14 protein-coding genes are annotated in these 16,490 nt (G+C 69.2%); 8 read left to right on the top strand and 6 right to left on the bottom strand.

The window, feature by feature from the left end:
• Positions 1 to 6 precede the first annotated feature (6 nt).
• A complete protein-coding gene (locus Q8K84_RS05375; RefSeq protein WP_305281535.1) occupies positions 7 to 2,463 on the top strand; it encodes a zinc-dependent metalloprotease in 2,457 nt (818 codons plus the stop codon).
• A 133-nt stretch (positions 2,464 to 2,596) separates the two neighbouring features.
• Here the strand turns inward: Q8K84_RS05375 and Q8K84_RS05370 are convergent, their stop codons facing one another.
• The 3 genes from Q8K84_RS05370 to Q8K84_RS05360 all read right to left on the bottom strand — a co-directional run bounded on the left by Q8K84_RS05370 (position 2,597) and on the right by Q8K84_RS05360 (position 5,233).
• The gene (locus Q8K84_RS05370) at positions 2,597 to 4,279 is read right to left on the bottom strand and encodes a lysine--tRNA ligase (protein WP_305281533.1); all 1,683 of its coding nucleotides are present in this window, start codon (positions 4,277 to 4,279) and stop codon (positions 2,597 to 2,599) included.
• A 76-nt stretch (positions 4,280 to 4,355) separates the two neighbouring features.
• On the bottom strand, positions 4,356 to 4,781 hold the full coding sequence (locus Q8K84_RS05365) for a PaaI family thioesterase (protein WP_305281531.1): 426 nt from the start codon (positions 4,779 to 4,781) through the stop codon (positions 4,356 to 4,358).
• Complete coding sequence (locus Q8K84_RS05360) at positions 4,778 to 5,233, bottom strand: PaaI family thioesterase (RefSeq protein WP_305281529.1); 456 nt, start codon at positions 5,231 to 5,233, stop codon at positions 4,778 to 4,780. The genes Q8K84_RS05365 and Q8K84_RS05360 overlap by 4 nt, the downstream gene beginning before the upstream one ends.
• A 374-nt stretch (positions 5,234 to 5,607) precedes the next feature.
• Between Q8K84_RS05360 and Q8K84_RS05355 the strand changes: the two genes are divergently transcribed.
• Positions 5,608 to 6,618, top strand: coding sequence for a ligase-associated DNA damage response exonuclease (locus Q8K84_RS05355; protein ID WP_305281527.1), 1,011 nt, complete (start codon positions 5,608 to 5,610; stop codon positions 6,616 to 6,618).
• Positions 6,619 to 6,629: 11 nt separating this feature from the next.
• Here the strand turns inward: Q8K84_RS05355 and Q8K84_RS05350 are convergent, their stop codons facing one another.
• On the bottom strand, positions 6,630 to 6,896 hold the full coding sequence (locus Q8K84_RS05350) for a DUF3892 domain-containing protein (RefSeq protein ID WP_305281526.1): 267 nt from the start codon (positions 6,894 to 6,896) through the stop codon (positions 6,630 to 6,632).
• A 92-nt stretch (positions 6,897 to 6,988) separates the two neighbouring features.
• Between Q8K84_RS05350 and Q8K84_RS05345 the strand changes: the two genes are divergently transcribed.
• The gene (locus Q8K84_RS05345; RefSeq protein ID WP_305281525.1) at positions 6,989 to 8,611 is read left to right on the top strand and encodes a cisplatin damage response ATP-dependent DNA ligase; all 1,623 of its coding nucleotides are present in this window, start codon (positions 6,989 to 6,991) and stop codon (positions 8,609 to 8,611) included.
• Between the two features lie 7 nt (positions 8,612 to 8,618).
• Here Q8K84_RS05345 and Q8K84_RS05340 read toward each other — a convergent pair whose 3' ends face one another.
• Entirely contained in the window at positions 8,619 to 9,149 is a 531-nt protein-coding gene (locus tag Q8K84_RS05340; RefSeq protein WP_305281524.1) for an HAD family hydrolase, read from the bottom strand.
• Positions 9,150 to 9,261: 112 nt separating this feature from the next.
• Here Q8K84_RS05340 and Q8K84_RS05335 point away from each other — a divergent pair, with 112 nt between their 5' ends.
• From Q8K84_RS05335 to argE, 5 genes are all read left to right on the top strand, one after another.
• Positions 9,262 to 11,097 carry a dipeptide ABC transporter ATP-binding protein gene (locus Q8K84_RS05335; protein ID WP_305281523.1) on the top strand — a complete coding sequence of 612 codons (1,836 nt, stop codon included), beginning with the start codon at positions 9,262 to 9,264 and terminating at the stop codon, positions 11,095 to 11,097.
• An 82-nt stretch (positions 11,098 to 11,179) separates the two neighbouring features.
• A complete protein-coding gene (locus Q8K84_RS05330) occupies positions 11,180 to 12,289 on the top strand; it encodes a GNAT family N-acetyltransferase (RefSeq protein WP_305281521.1) in 1,110 nt (369 codons plus the stop codon).
• Positions 12,290 to 12,371: 82 nt separating this feature from the next.
• Positions 12,372 to 13,580 carry a threonine ammonia-lyase gene (locus Q8K84_RS05325; RefSeq protein WP_305281519.1) on the top strand — a complete coding sequence of 403 codons (1,209 nt, stop codon included), beginning with the start codon at positions 12,372 to 12,374 and terminating at the stop codon, positions 13,578 to 13,580.
• Between the two features lie 39 nt (positions 13,581 to 13,619).
• Positions 13,620 to 14,102, top strand: a complete 483-nt coding sequence (locus Q8K84_RS05320) for an FKBP-type peptidyl-prolyl cis-trans isomerase (protein ID WP_305281518.1) — start codon at positions 13,620 to 13,622, stop codon at positions 14,100 to 14,102.
• A 193-nt stretch (positions 14,103 to 14,295) separates the two neighbouring features.
• Positions 14,296 to 15,474 carry an acetylornithine deacetylase gene (argE, locus tag Q8K84_RS05315; protein ID WP_305281517.1) on the top strand — a complete coding sequence of 393 codons (1,179 nt, stop codon included), beginning with the start codon at positions 14,296 to 14,298 and terminating at the stop codon, positions 15,472 to 15,474.
• Here argE and Q8K84_RS05310 read toward each other — a convergent pair.
• The gene (locus tag Q8K84_RS05310) at positions 15,434 to 16,471 is read right to left on the bottom strand and encodes a glycosyltransferase family 2 protein (protein ID WP_305281515.1); all 1,038 of its coding nucleotides are present in this window, start codon (positions 16,469 to 16,471) and stop codon (positions 15,434 to 15,436) included. The genes argE and Q8K84_RS05310 overlap by 41 nt on opposite strands.
• Between the last annotated feature and the right edge of the window lie 19 nt (positions 16,472 to 16,490).

Here is a 16,490-nt window from a genome sequence, read left to right as displayed (position 1 = left end):
GTCATCATGATCCGCAACACCTTGCTGGCGGCCGCCGCCGTGGCCGCGCTGTTGTCCTGTCCGCTAGCCGTTCAGGCCGCGCCGCGGCCCATGGGCGAGGCCACCGCCGGGCTGTCGCGCACGGACGGGTTGATCCCGATCTATGCCGACGCCGAGCGGGGCCGGGTCCTGATGCTGCTGCCGCCCCCGGACGCCCAGGGGATCAGCGGCCGCTACATTCATGTGGCCAGCCTGCGTACCGGACTGGGCTCTGCGCCCATCGGCCTGGACAAGGCGAGGCTTGGGCCCTCGCGGCTGCTGACCTTCCGCAGGGTCGGGGCCAAGGTTGTGGCGGAGTACGAAAACCCCCGCTTCCGCGCCGTCGGCGCCCCGGAAGCCGAGCAGGCCTCGGCCCGGGACGCCTTCGCCCCGTCCATGGTCTGGGCCGGCGAGGTGCTGTCAATTGACGCCCAGGGCCGCATCCTGATCGATGTGTCGAGTTTCCTGACCCAGGACTCCCTGGGGGTGGTCGACGCCCTGAAGAGCTCGGGCGAAACCGGCTGGAGCCTGTCGAAGGATCTCAGCCTCGCCGACCCCGCCGCCGCCAAGGCCTTCCCGGAGAATGTCGAGCTTGAGGCGCTCCAGACCTTCGTGTCGGAGACCCCCGGGCGTGAGGTGGCCAATATCACCCCCGACGCCAAGCGGATGACCCTCAAGGTCCGTCATTCCTTCGTCAAGCTGCCGGAGCCGGGCTATGAGCCCCGGGTCTTTGATCCCCGCAGCGGCGGCAACGCCCTGCAGTTTCTGGACTTCGCCGCGCCCCTGGGCCAGCCGATCGTCGAGCAGTACGCCCTGCGCTTCCGCCTGGAAAAGACCGATCCCACCGCGGCGGTCTCGCCGGTGAAGAAGCCGATCATCTTCTATATGGACCCCGCCGCGCCGGAGCTGATTCGCAACGCCCTGATCGAGGGGGCCGCCTGGTGGGCCGACGCCTTCGAGGCCGCCGGCTTCAAGGACGCCTATCGGGTGGAGCTCCTGCCGCCGGACGCCGACCCGCTGGACGTGCGCTACAGCGTGATCAACTGGGCCGACCGTGCGACCCGGGGCTGGTCCTATGGCCAGACCATCATCGATCCGCGCACGGGCGAGATCCTGAAAGGTTCGGTGGTCCTGGGCGCCCTGCGGGTGCGCCAGGACATGCTGATCTTTGAAGGCCTTGTCGGCGCAGACAGGACCGGCAAGGGCGGTCCCAATGACCCCGCCGAGGTGGCGTTGGCCCGCCTGCGCCAGCTGGGCGCCCACGAGGTCGGCCACTCCATCGGTTTTGCGCACAATTTCGCCGGTTCGACCCAGGGCCGGACCTCGGTGATGGACTATCCGGCGCCGCGGATCCTGCTGACCGCCGGCCGCCCCGACCTGTCGGACGCCTATGCGGTGGGCATCGGCGACTGGGACAAGTTCAGCGTCGCGGCGGTTTACGGACCTGAGGGCGAGGCCCAGGCCCTGCTGCACCAGAACGCCACGGCCGCGGAGGGCCTGCGCTACATCACCGACGCCGACTCCCGCGGCCTGGGCGTCGGCCAGCCCTGGGGCAGCCTCTGGGACGATGGCCCCGATCCGGCGGCCGAACTGGCGCGGATGATGGAGGTCCGCAAGGCCGCCCTGGCCAGCTTCGGCCTCGGCGCCCTCTATCCCGGCGAGCCGGTGGCGGCGCTGCGCCGCAAGTATGTGCCGATCTATCTGATGCATCGCTACCAGGTGGAGGCGGCGGGGAAGCTGCTGGGCGGGGTGGACTTCGCCTATTCGGTGATCGGCGACGGCAAGGAGGCCTCAGCGCCGGTGGCCGGCCCCGCCCAGCGCGGCGCCCTTACCGCCCTGCTGGCGGCCCTGGACCCTGCGGCTCTGGAGACGCCCCGAGGCCTCATGCCCCTGATGTCGGCCGGCGTGACCGGACGCAATGACCGCCAGACCGAGATCGAGCTGTTCCCCACATTGGCCGGGCCGATCTTCGATCCCCTGGCCGCCGCCGAGGTCGCCGCGGGCCTGGTCCTGGACGTGCTGCTCAATGACCAACGCCTCGCCCGACTGATCGAGCAGCACCGCCGCGACCCGTCCCTGCCGGGGGCTGATGAGGTGATGGGGGCCGTGGTGGGCAAGATCTTCGCTGATCCAGGCGATCCCGCCCTGGTCCCCATCGCCCAGCGGACCCAGGCCCGCGCGGTGCTTGATCTGGGCCGGCTGGCCCAGGACCCGGGCGCGGCGCCGGGGGTGACGGCTCAGGCCAGCGCGGCCCTGGCGTCCATCGCCACGCGCCTGACCGCGGCCCGGGGCGGCGACGCCGCGGCCCAGGCCCATCGGGCGCGGCTGGTCGCCCTGATAAAGGATCCGGCCGAGCTGCGTCGGCTGGCCGCCGCCAAGGAGGTCCGCCCTGAAACCCCGCCCGGCATGCCGATCGGCTCGGCGGGCTGGCTGGACATGGACTGACGGCGCAGCCCACCGTTCAACCGTCGTGGCCCGGCTTGACCGGGCCATCCATGAACGCCGGCGAAGGACCGTGTGCATGGGCCCTGGGGTCAAGCCCCGAGGGCGGCGGCCGCTTGGAGGTTTCGCGCTTTCCTCAGCCCGCGACCAGGTCGCCGGCGAGAGCCTTGTCGATCAGGTCCAGGGTGCGCTCGACCCCGAAGATGGCCACGAAGGAGCCGAAGCGCGGTCCCTGGCTCTGGCCGAGCAATACTTCATACAGCGCCGTGAACCAGGCGCGCAGGGGCTCGAAACCGCCGGCCTTGCCGGCCTCGAACACCTCGTTCTGGATCGCCTCGGCGTCGGCGCCTGTGGGCAGGGCCCGCAGGCGGGTCGCCAGGTCCTCGATCGCCGCGCGCTCCTGATCAGTGGGGACGCGGAAGGTCTTCGAGGGCTTCACGAAGTCCTCGTAATAGTTGATCGCATAGCCGGCCAGACGGTCCAGCAGCGGATGGTCGGCCGGGGTCGCGCCGGGGATGTAGCGGCTGATGAAACCCCACAGGATCTCCTTGGTGGAGGCGTTGGCCGCCGAGACCAGGTTCAGCATCAGGGCGAACGAGATCGCCGCCCCCTCGGCCGGGGGATCGCCCCGGTGCACGTGCCACACGGGGTTGTCGATCTGCGGCTCGTTGGCGCCCTCGGCCTTCTTGCGATTGAAGGATTCCAGCTGCTGCAGGTACTCGTCGGTCGCCTTGGGAGCCACGTCGAAGTGCAGCCGCTTGGCCGACTTGGGCGACTGGAACATGTAATAGGCCAGGCTTTCGGGGGTGGCGTAGCGCAGCCACTCCTCCATCGAGAAGCCATTGCCCTTGGTCTTGGAGATCTTCTGGCCGCCCTCGTCGAGGAAAAGCTCGTAGTTGAAGCCCTCGGGCGGGGCGCCGCCCAGCACCTTGCAGACCTGGCTGGAGACCTTGACCGAGTCGATCAGGTCCTTGCCGGCCATCTCGTAGTCGACGCCGAGCGCGACCCAGCGCAGGGCCCAGTCGGGCTTCCACTGCATCTTCACATGGCCGCCGGTGACCGGGACCTCGATCCGCTCGCCATCCTCGTCGGCGAAGACGATGGTCCCGCGGTCCACATGGCGCTCCAGGGTCGGGACCTGCAGCACCTTGCCCGTCTTGGGGCTCACCGGCAGGAAGGGGGAATAGGTGGCCCGCCGTTCCTCGCCCAAGGTCGGCAACATGATCTTCTGGATGGCGTCGAACCGCTCCAGGGCGACCAGCAGGGTCGCGTCGAACCGCCCCGAACGATAGGCCTGCGTCGACGACATGAACTCGTAGTCGAAGCCGAAGCCATCCAGGAAGGCGCGCAGGCGGGCGTTATTATGCGCCGCAAAGCTCTCATGGGTCCCGAAGGGATCGCGGACCACGCTGACCGGCTTGTCCAGGTCTTCGTGCAGCATCTCCTGGTTGGGCAGGCCCGGGGGCACCTTGCGCATGCCGTCCATGTCGTCGGAGAACGAGATCAGCCGGGTGGGGATGGCGTCGTCGGTCAGCGCCCGGAAGGCCGTGCGCACCATGGTGGTCCGCGCCACCTCGCCGAAGGTGCCCACATGGGGCAGGCCCGACGGGCCATAGCCGGTCTCGAAGATGACCGACCGCTGCAGGGGTTCGAGGGTGGCCACCGCCTCGTCGGCCTTGCCGGCGGCGATGAGGGTGGCGGCCAGATCCCGCTCGGCGTCGGACAGCCGCAGGCGCAGAATCCGCGCCAGCAGGGCGCGCGCCTGTTCGAATGGCCAGCTCTTGGCCCCTTGGGCCGAATGTGAAAGTCCCTGAAGCATGGGTCAGGCGGTAGCGCGCATGCCCGCCTGCCTCAAGCGGCATTTGTCCGACCTCTTCCGTCGGGGCGCGCGGCCTTCAGCTCTCGACGGGCATCTGGAAGTGGCCGCGGATGGCGGCGACGGGCTTGGCGCGGGCCTCCTGCCAGGCTTCCACATGAACGCTGGAGATCCGGCGGCCGGCCTTTTTGATCTCCGCCCGCGCATAGGTGTCCATGGCCCGGCCGGGGCGCAGGTAGTCGATGGTGACGTCGATGGTCTTGGCCGGCCTCGGGCCGCCGGTGATCACCGCCAGCTGAGCCAGCGCCGTCATCTCCATGAAGGCGCCCAGCACGCCCCCGTGCAGAGCCGGCAGCAGGGTGTTGCCGATCAGGTGCGGGGAATACGGCAGGATGGCGGTCATCTCGTCGCCGGCCAGCTCGGCCCGCATGCCGAGGAAGGCGATATAGGGGGTGCGGGCCAGGAAGGCGGCCAGCCGCTCGGCCGGTGTGGTCTCCACGCTCATGCGCCACCGCCGATCAGGGCGAAGGCCGCCTGGGCGGTGGCCACCGGATCGTCAGGATCGCCGTCGTGGGCCAGCGCCCGGACAAAGGCGATCGTGCGGGTCAGCTTGTAGCAGTGGCCATCGGCGATCAGGTCGGCCTGGGGCTTGGCTGGCCGCATATAGTCGATGCGCAGGTCCAGGGTGCCCTGCGGCACGGCGTCGGCGGCGCGGATCGACAGGCCGCAGACATGATCGAGAAGGGTGGTGACGACGCCTGAGGCGATGACCCCGGTCTCGGGGTCGCCCACCAGGTCGGCGCGCCAGGGAACCCGGATCGCGCCGCGGGCTTCACTGATGGAGACGAACTGAAAGCCCAGGGCCTCAGTTTGAGGCGTCCGGGTGACCATGTGCCGGGCCGCCTCCTCATTGAGGGGCCCGGTCATGGCGGCGATGAAGTTGGGCGGCTTGACCATCCCGAGGGCCTAGCGGCTTGACCTCGGGGTGGTCAACGAAAACGGTTTGGGCCGGGTCTGGGGAGAGCCCGGCCCGCGTCGCCTTAGAACAGCGGCAGGGTGTTGCTGTAGGCGGCGATGGCGATGACCGGCGTGGCGGCCAGGGCGATGTTGGCGAAGGCGAGGAGGTTGGTGCGGAACATGGCGGGTCTCGTAGGGCTTGTGTGGGTGGAGCGCGTCGGCCGCGTTCCGATGACCCCCTTATAGTTTTCCGCTCTTCGGAATACTCGTTAAGTCTTGGTCATGAGCTCGATTTCACAATATGAATACTGTGTAATGAAGTGGACGTTTCGTAATCTGGCGGCGGGGCGGCCGCCTCACCATCTGGACAGGCGATGATCAAGCCGCAGGACCTGCTCTGTCCCCGCCCCGAGGGCCTCTATTGTGCGCCCGGTGACTTCTATATCGACCCGGTGCGGCCGGTGGCGCGCGCCGTGATCACCCACGGCCATGCCGACCATGCCCGCGCCGGCCATGGGGCGGTGCTGGCCACGCCCGAAACTCTGGCCATCATGGGCGAGCGCTATGGCGCGGACTTCGCCGCCGCCCGCCAGCCCGCCGCCTATGGCGAGGCCGTGGCCCGGGACGACGTGGAGGTGACGCTTGTTCCGGCCGGCCATGTGCTGGGCTCGGCCCAGGCGGTGGTCCGCTGGAAGGGCCTGACCATGGTGGTGTCTGGCGACTACAAGCGCAGGCGCGATCCCACCTGCGCGGCCTTTGAGCCCGTGCCCTGCGACGTCTTCATCAGCGAGGCCACCTTCGGCCTGCCGGTTTTCCGCCACCCCGACGACGCCGGCGAGATCGCCCGCCTGCTGCGCTCTGTCGCCCAGTTTCCGGAGCGGACCCACATGGTCGGCGCCTATGCGCTCGGCAAGGCCCAGCGGGTCATCCGCCTGTTGCGGGAGGGCGGATGGGACAAGCCGGTCCATGTGCACGGCGCCCTGGAGCGCCTGAACGGCCTCTATGAGGCGCACGGGGTGGACCTGGGGCCCCTGCTGCCGGCCACCACGGACCAGAAACAGGACTTCGCCGGCGCCATCGTCATTGGCCCGCCCTCGGCCCTGGTCGACCGCTGGGGCCGCCGGTTCAATGATCCGGTCCTGGCCTTCGCCTCAGGCTGGATGCGCGTCCGCGCCCGGGCCCGCCAGCGCGGCGTGGAGCTGCCGCTGATCATCTCCGACCATGCCGACTGGGACGAACTGACCGCCACGGTGGACGAGATCCGTCCGGGCGAGCTGTGGATCACCCACGGCCGGGAGGAGGCGCTGGCCCGTTGGGCCGAGCTGCAAGGCATTCCGGCCCGGGCCCTGGCCCTGGTGGGCTATGAGGAAGAGGACGAGGCGTGAGGGCCCCGCGCTCAGATGCAGGTCGGCAGGGTCAGCAGGCTGTCGTTCCACTGGCCCTGGGCGTAGGCCCGCAGATACTTGCCGTTCGGCCCGTTCAGCACGCTGATCTCGGCCCGCTCGCCGCCCACCTGGAGGTAGAAGGTGTCGCGCCGCGCTTCGATGGCGGCGATCACCTCGGCCTTGGTGCGCTTCCAGCCGTGACCGCCCAGATGGGTGATCCCCTCGTGCGGGCTCTTGCGGGGCTGCTTGGTGATGCAGGTCACGCGGGCGTCGGCCATGGTCAGGGGCTCCCGGGCTTTCGCGCCGATTGGCGCGGTCGCCTCCGCTATAGCCCAAAGGGCGCATCGCGCCAGCCGGGGAGGCGCCTCTGATGCGCGCCTTCGCCGACCTCCTCGACCGTCTGTCCCTGACCGCCTCGCGCAACGCCAAGCTGACCCTGGTGCGGGATTATCTGGCCACGACGCCAGACCCTGACCGGGGCTGGGCCCTGGCGGCCCTGACCGGCGACCTGACCTTCTCCGCCGCCAAGCCGGCCTTCATCCGCAAGGCGGTGGAAGAGCGGATGGATGCGGTGCTGTTTCGCTGGTCCTACGACTATGTCGGCGACCTGGCCGAGACCGTGGCGCTCGTCTGGCCGACCCGTCCCGGCGCCAATCGCGAGCCCGAGCTCTCGGAGGTGGTGGACGCCCTGGCCGGCGCGACGAGGCCTGAGGTCCAGCGGCTGATCGAGGGCTGGCTGGACGCGCTCACCGATCCCACCGCGCGCTGGGCGCTCTTGAAGCTGATGACCGGGGGGCTTCGGGTCGGCGTGTCGTCCCGCCTGGCCAAGCAGGCCTGCGCCGACCTGGGCGGGGTGGCGATTGCTGAGGTGGAGGAGGTCTGGCACGCCCTGCACGCGCCGTATGAGGACCTGTTCGCCTGGCTGGAGGGCCATGGGGCGCGACCTTCCCCCAATGCGCCGGGGCGCTTTCGGCCGGTGATGCTGGCCCAGGCGATTGATGAGGTCGCCGATTTCGCCAGGCTCGATCCGGCGACCTACGTCGCGGAGTGGAAGTGGGACGGCATTCGCATCCAGGCCGTGAGCGAGGCCGGCGTGAAGCGGCTCTACAGCCGCACCGGCGACGACATCTCGGGCGTCTTTCCCGACGTCGTCGAGGCGCTGAACTTTGAGGGCGCCCTGGACGGCGAACTGCTGGTTCGGCGGGAGGGCTTGGTCGCGCCTTTCGGGGACCTGCAGCAGCGGCTGAACCGCAAGAGCGTCGACGCCAAGATGCTGCGCGCCTATCCCGCCGCCATCCGCGCCTATGACATCCTGGCCCTGGAGGGCGAGGACCTGCGCCCCCTGGCCTTCACCGAGCGCCGGGCGCAGCTGGAGGCGCTGGTGGCGACCCTGGATGATCCGCGCATCGACCTCTCGCCCCTGCAGCCCTTCGAGACCTGGGCCGATCTGACCGCCCTGCGGGCCGACCCGCCGGCCGGGGATCCGCAGATCGCCGAGGGGCTGATGCTCAAGCATCTGACCTCGATCTATGAGGCTGGCCGCCCAAAGGGGCCGTGGTTCAAGTGGAAGCGCGACCCGTTCCTGATCGATGCGGTGCTGATGTACGCCCAGCGGGGGCACGGCAAGCGCTCCAGCTTCTATTCCGACTACACCTTCGGGGTCTGGACGACCGGGGCGGAGGGCGAGCGGATCCTGACCCCGGTGGGCAAGGCCTATTTCGGCTTCACCGACGCCGAGCTGAAGCAGATCGACAAGTTCGTCCGCGACAACACGCTTGAGCGCTTTGGCCCGGTGCGTTCGGTCCGCGCCGAGCCGCAGGCGGGCCTGGTCTTCGAGGTGGCCTTTGAGGGCTTGCAGCGCTCCACCCGCCACAAGTCCGGTGTCGCCATGCGGTTTCCCCGCATCAGCCGCCTGCGCTGGGACAAGCCGCCCGGCGAGGCCGATGAGCTATCCACCCTGGAGCGGATGCTGGACCAGATGGAGCGGCGGTAGGCCGAGGTCAGGGCAGGCGACCCTGCGCCTTCAGGAAGGCGCGCAGGTCGCCCCCTTCGAAGAGCAGGCCCTCGACGCCAGCCCGGGCGGCGGCCACCATGTCGCCGGCCTTGTCGCCGACCATGAAGGAGGCCGCCCGGTCCACCGGCCAGTCGGCCATGGCCCGCAGCAGCATGCCGGGATTGGGCTTGCGGTCCGGCGGATCGGGGTGGCGATAGGCCTCGATCACCGCCTCGGGGTGATGGGGGCAGTGATAGAAGGCGTCGATCCGCAGGCCGTCAGCCGCGAGGTCCTCAGCCATGGCCGCATGCAGGGCGTGCATGTCAGCCTCGGTATAATAGCCCCGCCCGACCCCCGACTGGTTGGTGACCACGAAGACCCACCAGCCGGCCTGGTTGAAGGCGCGCACCACGGCGCGCGCGCCATCGACCCAGGTGAAGTCCTCCCAGCGTGACACATAGCCCCGGTCGAGGTTCAGCACCCCGTCGCGGTCGAGAAACAGGGCGGGCCTGGGCTGTGAGGCGTCGGGCGGGGACATGGTTCTGCGGGGCCTCTGGGCGGCGGAATGGGGATGGAGGCTGCGGTTGTTTCACAAGGGCGCACGCCCGGTCTATGGTCGGGGCCAGACGATCTGGAGTTCGCCCTTGTCCGTGACTGAATCCGCCGCGCCCGTTTTGGCCATCGATGATCTGAAGGTCACCTTCGACACCCATGACGGCGCCGTCCAGGCCGTGCGCGGGGTCAGCCTGCAGGTGGCCCGGGGCGAGACCCTCGGCGTGGTGGGCGAAAGCGGCTCAGGCAAAAGTCAGACCTTCATGACGGTCATGGGCCTGTTGGCCCAGAACGGCCGGGCCACCGGCTCGGTGCGGTTCCAGGGCCAGGAAATCCTGGGCCTGAAGCCGCGGGCCCTGAACCGCCTGCGCGGCTCGAAGATGACCATGATCTTCCAGGACCCGCTGACGGCGCTGACACCCCATGTGCGGATCGGCGAGCAGATCGCCGAGCCCCTGAGGCTGCATCTGGGCCTGTCGGCGAGCGACGCCATGGCCCGGGCCCGCCAGTGGCTGGATCATGTGCGCATCCCCGACGCCGCGCGGCGCCTCCGCCAGTATCCGCACGAACTGTCCGGCGGCATGCGCCAGCGGGTGATGGTGGCCGCCGCCATGGCCGGCGGCCCCGAGCTGCTGATCGCCGATGAACCGACCACGGCGCTGGACGTCACTGTCCAGGCCGAAATCCTCGACCTGATGGCCGAGCTGGGCCGTGAGACCGGCACGGCCATGGTGCTGATCACCCACGACATGGGGGTCATCGCCCGTCTCGCCGACCGGGTCTGTGTGATGAAGGACGGGGCCTATGTGGAAGAAGGTCCGGTGCGCGAACTCTTCGCCACGCCCAAGGTGCAGTACACCCGCGACCTGCTCGATGCGATTCCGCGCCTGGACCGCGCCGATCGTGGGGGACGTCCCACCGTCGCGCCGGTGGCGCCCGACGCCCCGGTGATCGTCGAGGCCCGGGACGTCAAGGTCTGGTTCCCGATCCGTCAGGGCCTGATGGGGGGAACACGACAGCTGCGCGCCGTGGACGGCGTCTCCTTCGATGTGCGCCAGGGCGAGACCCTCGGCGTGGTGGGTGAAAGCGGCTGCGGCAAGTCGACCCTGTCGCGGGCCGTGCTGAACCTGATCAAGCCCACCGACGGGGTGGTCACCCTGATGGGCCGCGACATCACCCATGCTCAGAAGGCCGAGATGCGGGCGGCCCGCAAGGATCTGCAGATCGTCTTCCAGGACCCGCTCGCCAGCCTCGATCCCCGCATGACCATCGGCGATTCCATCGCCGAACCCCTGAAGATCTTCGCCCCTCAGCTGAATCGCGACGCCCGCGACGCCGAGGTCGCCGGCATGATGGCTCGCGCTGGCCTGTCGCCCGAGCTGATCAATCGCTATCCTCACGAGCTGTCCGGCGGTCAGAACCAGCGGGTGGGCATCGCCCGGGCCATGATCCTGAAGCCCAAGCTGGTGATCTGCGACGAGGCGGTCTCAGCCCTGGACGTCTCGATCCGCGCCCAGATCATCGACCTGCTCATCGACCTGCAGAAGGAGATGGGCCTGGCCATGATCTTCATCAGCCACGACCTGGCGGTGGTCCGCGAGATCAGCCACCGGGTGATGGTGCTGTTCCTGGGCCGGGTGATGGAGATGGCCGACCGGGACAAGCTCTATGCCGATCCCCAGCACCCCTATACCCGCGCCCTGCTGTCAGCCGCGCCGATCCCTGACCCCGAGCGCGAGCGCAACCGTAAGCGGTTGAAGCTCACCGGCGAGCCGCCGAGCCCGATGGACCCGGGCGCGGCCCTGCGCTTCCTGCCCTCCCGGGTCAGCGTCGATCCCCTGGCGCCGATCTATATCCCCCGCCTGAGCGAGGTGGCGCCGGGCCATCTGGTGTCGGAATTTGACGTCGACTGGGAAAATCGGGGCGCGGCCTGAACGAGCGGTTTTCGGCAACGGGCCGGAAACCCTTCGGCGCTTAGGGTGGCTTGACCGCAACCTTGTCGAGTAACCCCCGTCCATGTCCGCCTTGCAGATCGAGGTCGTCCGTCCCCAGGATTTGACGCCGGCGCGGCTGGACCGTTGGGCGCAGCTTCAGGGCCAGCAGGACATCACCTATGACAGCCCCTTCCTGTCTCCCCACTGGGCGCGGGCGGTGGAACGGGCGCAGGCCCGCGGCGCCAGCGCGACCCGCGGCGTGCGCGTGGCTGTGGTCCGCGACGGCGCTCAGGATGTGGGCTTCATGGCCGTCCATGTGGGCGGGGCCACCGCCCTGCCGGTGGGCGCGCCGCTCTGCGACTATCAGGGGCTGGTGGCGGCGCCTGGCCTTGAGGTCAGCGCGCGGGAGATCGTCGCGGCGCTGGGGGTCCAGCGGCTCGACTTCTGTCACATGCTGGACGCCACAGGTCCCTTTCAGGGCTTCTCCCACGGCGAGTCCCTCTCCCAGGTGGCCGATATCGGGCCAGGCTACGAGGCCTACGCCGCCGACCGCCGCGCGGCGGGCGTGGGGCTGCTCAAGGATTGCGACAAGAAGCGCCGCAAGGCCGAGCGTGACCTGGGCGAGGTGGTCTTCACTCCCTTCAGCCGCGCCTCCAGCGACTTTGACCAGCTGATCGCCTGGAAGCGGGCGCAGTTGAAGGCCACCGGGCAGTTCGACATCTTCCAGCCGGGCTGGACCCGGCGGCTGATCTCCGACCTGTTCGAGAGCCGCGATCCGGAGTTCGGCGGCGCGCTGTTTTCTCTGCACATTGGCGGCAAGCTGGCGGCGGTTCACCTGCACCTGCGCGGCGCGCGGACCATCCATGGCTGGCTGATCGCCCACGACCCGGCCTTCGATCGCTTTTCCCCCGGCCTGTTGCTGTTCCAGAACATCCTTCGCTGGATGGAGACCACCCCCTATCACCGCCTTGACCTCGGGGCCGGCGACTACCGGTTCAAGCGAGAACTGGCCAACGCCCAGGTCAGTGTCGGTCATGGCTTTGTTGGTGTCCTGTCCCCCGCCACCCTGTTGCGCCAGGCGGCCTACAGTCTGCGGCGGGCCGCGGAGTCCCTGCCGCTAGGCGGGGTGTCGGAATTGCCGGGCAAGGCCATGCGCCGGGTCGACCGGCTGCGGGGACTGCGTTCGGCCTGACATTGCGAAGGGGCCCGCCGCCCGATAGGTTGCCGGCCTTTCCGCCCCCGTCTCGGGCGGCCTCCCCGGACCTCCTATCCCAATGACGCTTTCCATCGACGATATCCGCGCCGCAGCCGACCGGCTGAACGGCCATATTGAGCGCACCCCGTGCCGCCTGTCGAAGACGCTGTCGGAGATTACCGGGGCCGAGGTCTGGGTGAAGTTCGAGAACCAGCAGTTCACCGCCGCCTACAAGGAGCGCGGGGCGCTCAATAAGCTGCTGCAGCTGACGGACGCCGAGAAGAAGCGCGGCGTGATCGCCGCCTCAGCCGGCAATCACAGCCAGGGCCTGGCCTATCACGCCGCGCGCCTGGGTATTCCCGTGACCATCGTCATGCCCCGCTCCACGCCCTTCGTGAAGGTGCAGCAGACCCGCGCCTTCGGGGCTGAGGTCGTCCTGGATGGCGAGGGCTATGATGACGCCTCAGGCCGCGCCAAGCAGATATGCGAAGACCGCGACCTGGTCTTCGTTCACCCGTTCAACGACCTCGATGTCATGGCCGGCCAGGGAACCGTCGCTCTGGAGATGCTCGAGGACGTGCCGGACCTGGACGTCCTGCCGATCCCGATCGGCGGCGGCGGGCTGATCGCCGGCTGCGCCACGGCGGCCAAGCATATGAAGCCAGGCATCGCCGTGATCGGGCTGGAGCCGGCCATGTATCCCTCCTTCACCGCCCGCATGCGCGGGGTGAACGGCGCCAGCGGGACCGGCGGGGCGACGATCGCCGAGGGCATCGCCGTCAAGCAGGTGGGCGATGTCAGCTACAGCGTGGCTCGCCCGCTGATCGACGAGGTGCTGCTGGTCGAAGAGCCCTTCTTCGAGCGGGCCGTGGCCCTCTACTGCAATGTCGAGAAGACGGTCTCCGAGGGTGCAGGCGCCGCCGCCCTGGCTGGCCTGCTGGCCTATCCCGAACGGTTCCGGGGCAAGAAGGCCGGCCTGATCATCACCGGGGGCAATATCGACACCCGCCTCCTGGCCTCGGTCCTGACCCGGGAGCTGGTGCGCGAGCAGCGTCTGGTCTCCCTGCGGATCATCGGCGACGACCGCCCCGGCCTGCTGGCCAATGTCTCGGCCATCATCGGCCAGATGGGCGCCAATATCGTCGAGGTGGCCCACAACCGCCTGGCGCTCGATGTCCCGGCCAAGGGCGCGGAGTTCGACATCATGATCGAGACCCGCGACGCCAATCACACCCAGGAAATCATGGAAGCCCTGCGCGAGCGGGGCTATCCGCCCCGCGCCGTCTGACCTGAACCCGCCAAGTTTCCCCACCCAAGGATGCCCTTGATGCTTGCTCCCCTGTTCGCCCTGGCCGCGGCCCTGGCCCTGGTCGCCTGCTCTCCGCAAGGGGGCGAGGCGGCGTCCGAGGCCAAGATCTACATGGAACAGAACGCCGAGCGGGACGGGGTCGAGACCCTGCCGTCCGGCGTCCAGTATGAGGTCGTGCGCTCTGGCCCAGTCGATGGCCTGAAGCCGACCCCCACTGACGAGGTCAAGGTCCACTACGAGGGCAAGCTGGCCGATGGTGAGGTGTTCGACTCCTCCTATGAGCGCGGCGTGCCGGCCGCCATGCCGCTGGCCGGTCTGATTCCGGCCTGGCTCGAGGTCCTGCCGCTGATGCGGCCCGGCGACGAGTGGGTGATCACCGTGCCGCCGGAGATGGGCTATGGCGAATCCGGCCAGGGCCCGATCCCGCCCAACAGCGTGTTGATCTTCCGCATCGAGCTGATCGACGTCCTGCCAGGGCCCGGCCGCGTCCAGCGGGGCTAGCGGTTAGCCTCCAGAGCGCCATAGAGGCGGTTGATCTCGATCGGCTCGCTCACATGGTGGTTCATGCCGGCGGCTGGGGCGTTCAAGGCGGAATGGTGGACAGATAGCCCACCGATCCGGCGCCCGATCTGGGTCAATCGCGCATGACCGATGACGACTGGAGCCGGCGGGGCCGCGGGTCTAGGCTCACCCCATGTCATCCTCCCAGACCCTCACGCCCCGCGCCCTTGAGATCCTCGAGCGCCTGGTGGCCTTCGACACCACGTCGCGCCTCTCCAACCTGGCCCTGATCGAATGGGTCGAGGCCTATCTCGACGGCCATGGGGTGGGCCATCGCCGGGTGCCTAACGCCGACGGGACCAAGTCGAACCTGATCGCCACCATCGGCCCCGACATTCCAGGCGGGGTGGTGCTGTCGGGCCATACCGATGTGGTGCCGGTGGACGGCCAGCCCTGGACCTCGGACCCCTTCCAGGTGACTCCGCGCCATGGCCGGCTCTATGGACGGGGCACCTGTGACATGAAGGGCTTCCTGGCGCTGTCCCTGGCGGCCATCCCCGACATTCTCGCGGCCCAGCCGAAGAAGCCGGTCCATCTGGCCTTCTCCTATGACGAGGAGGTGGGCTGTATCGGCGCCCCGGACATGATCCGCATCATCGCCAGCGAACTGCCGAGGCCTGCCCTCGTGGTCGTCGGCGAGCCTACCAACATGGAGGCGGTCAGCGGGCACAAGGGGATCAACACCTTCCGCGTGACCGTCCACGGCCACGAGGCCCATTCCAGCCAGACCCAGCTGGGCGCCTCAGCCAATATGGCGGCCATCCGGCTGATGGGGATGTTGTGCGATCTGGCCGAACAGCTGGAGCGTGACGCCGATCCGGCCTCACCCTTCACGCCCAAACACGCGACCCTGACGGTCGGTCAGGTGAACGGCGGCACGGCGGTGAACATCCTGGCGCGGGAGTGCGTCTTTCTGTTCGACCTGCGCAGCCCTCCGGGTCTCGACCCCCAGGCGGTGCTGGCGCCCTTCTTCGCCGCCTGCGCGGCCGCCGACGCCGCGCTGAAGGCCAGGTTCCCCGACGCCGGGGTTGAGGTCGTCCAGCGCTCGCACACCCCGCCGCTGGCCCCCGAAACCGATGGGGCGGCCGAGGCCTTCGCCCGTCGGCTGGCCGGGGACAATGGCCCGGCCCGGGTGGTGGCCTTCGCCGCCGAGGCCGGCCAGTTCCAGGAGGCGGGCTTCTCCACAGTCATCTGCGGGCCAGGCTCCATCGATCAGGCCCACCAGCCCGACGAGTTCGTGGAGATCTCTCAGATGGAGCGGGGCGGGGCCTTCATGGCGCGCCTCGTCGACTGGGCCGCAGCGGGCGAATGACCGCCCGGCGGCCTGAAAGATCCTTCGGATTCCAGGTCATCGCCCGGGCGATCTGAAGGGCCGGGGCCCGCCGCTGCGCCTGTGTCCGGCGACGGCTGGTCCAGACGGGGCCGAGTCCGGCCAGGGCGGCTGTGAAGCCCCGCCAGGTGATCCCGAGCAGCGGGCGGTTCTGCGGTCGCAGGCTGACCACGGCGAAGGCGAGCAGATGCAGGGGCAGGACCAGCGGCAGCAGCAGGGCTGGCGTGTTCTTGACCAGCACCCAGAAGCGGTTGCGCGTGCCGTGGAAGACCGCGAATTCCGATCTTGGCCCGCCGGACGAGGCCGAACCCTCATGGGCGATCACGGCCGAGGGGACCAACAGCGTGGGTTCGTCCACGAGCTGGAGCCGGTAGCCGAAGTCCACATCCTCGCAATAGCAGAAGAAGCTCTCGTCCAGCCCGCCCAGGCGAAGGAACAGATCGCGATCGACCATCATCGCCGCCCCGCAGGGGGAGAAGACCTCGCCCTCAGGCGTATCGCCGGGATCGGGGGTCTGATAGCCGCCGCGATAGGGAATGGCCGGCGCCGACATCACATCCCCCAGGCCGTCCAGCACGCCGCGGTCCTGGGCCATGACCTGGCGGGAGGTGAAGGACTTGACCTTCGGGTGACGCCCGCTGGCCGCCGCCAGCTCCGCCAGCCAGTCGGGGTCGGGATAGGCGTCGGGGTTGAGTAGCACGAGCCATCGGCCCCGGGCCTCGCGCGCCCCCAGATTGACCCCGGCGGCGAAGCCGAGATTGCCGCCGGCCTCAAGAACCCGAGTCCCTGGAAGACCCGCCGCGGCGGGAACGGCCTCCTGCTGAGGCGAGGCGTTGTCGATGATCAGCAGCTCGAAGTCACCGAAGGTCTGCGCGGCCAGGGCGGCCACGCAGCGCCCCAGGGTCGCCCCGCTATTATAGGCGACGATGACCACGCTCAGCGCAGGGGGCGCCTTGTCTTCGCCGGAAGGCTCGTTCATGCGATGGACCGCTCCAACA

Source organism: Phenylobacterium sp. (assembly GCF_030679875.1).
Taxonomy (GTDB): domain Bacteria; phylum Pseudomonadota; class Alphaproteobacteria; order Caulobacterales; family Caulobacteraceae; genus Phenylobacterium.
This window is presented reverse-complemented; position numbering and strand designations above follow the sequence as displayed.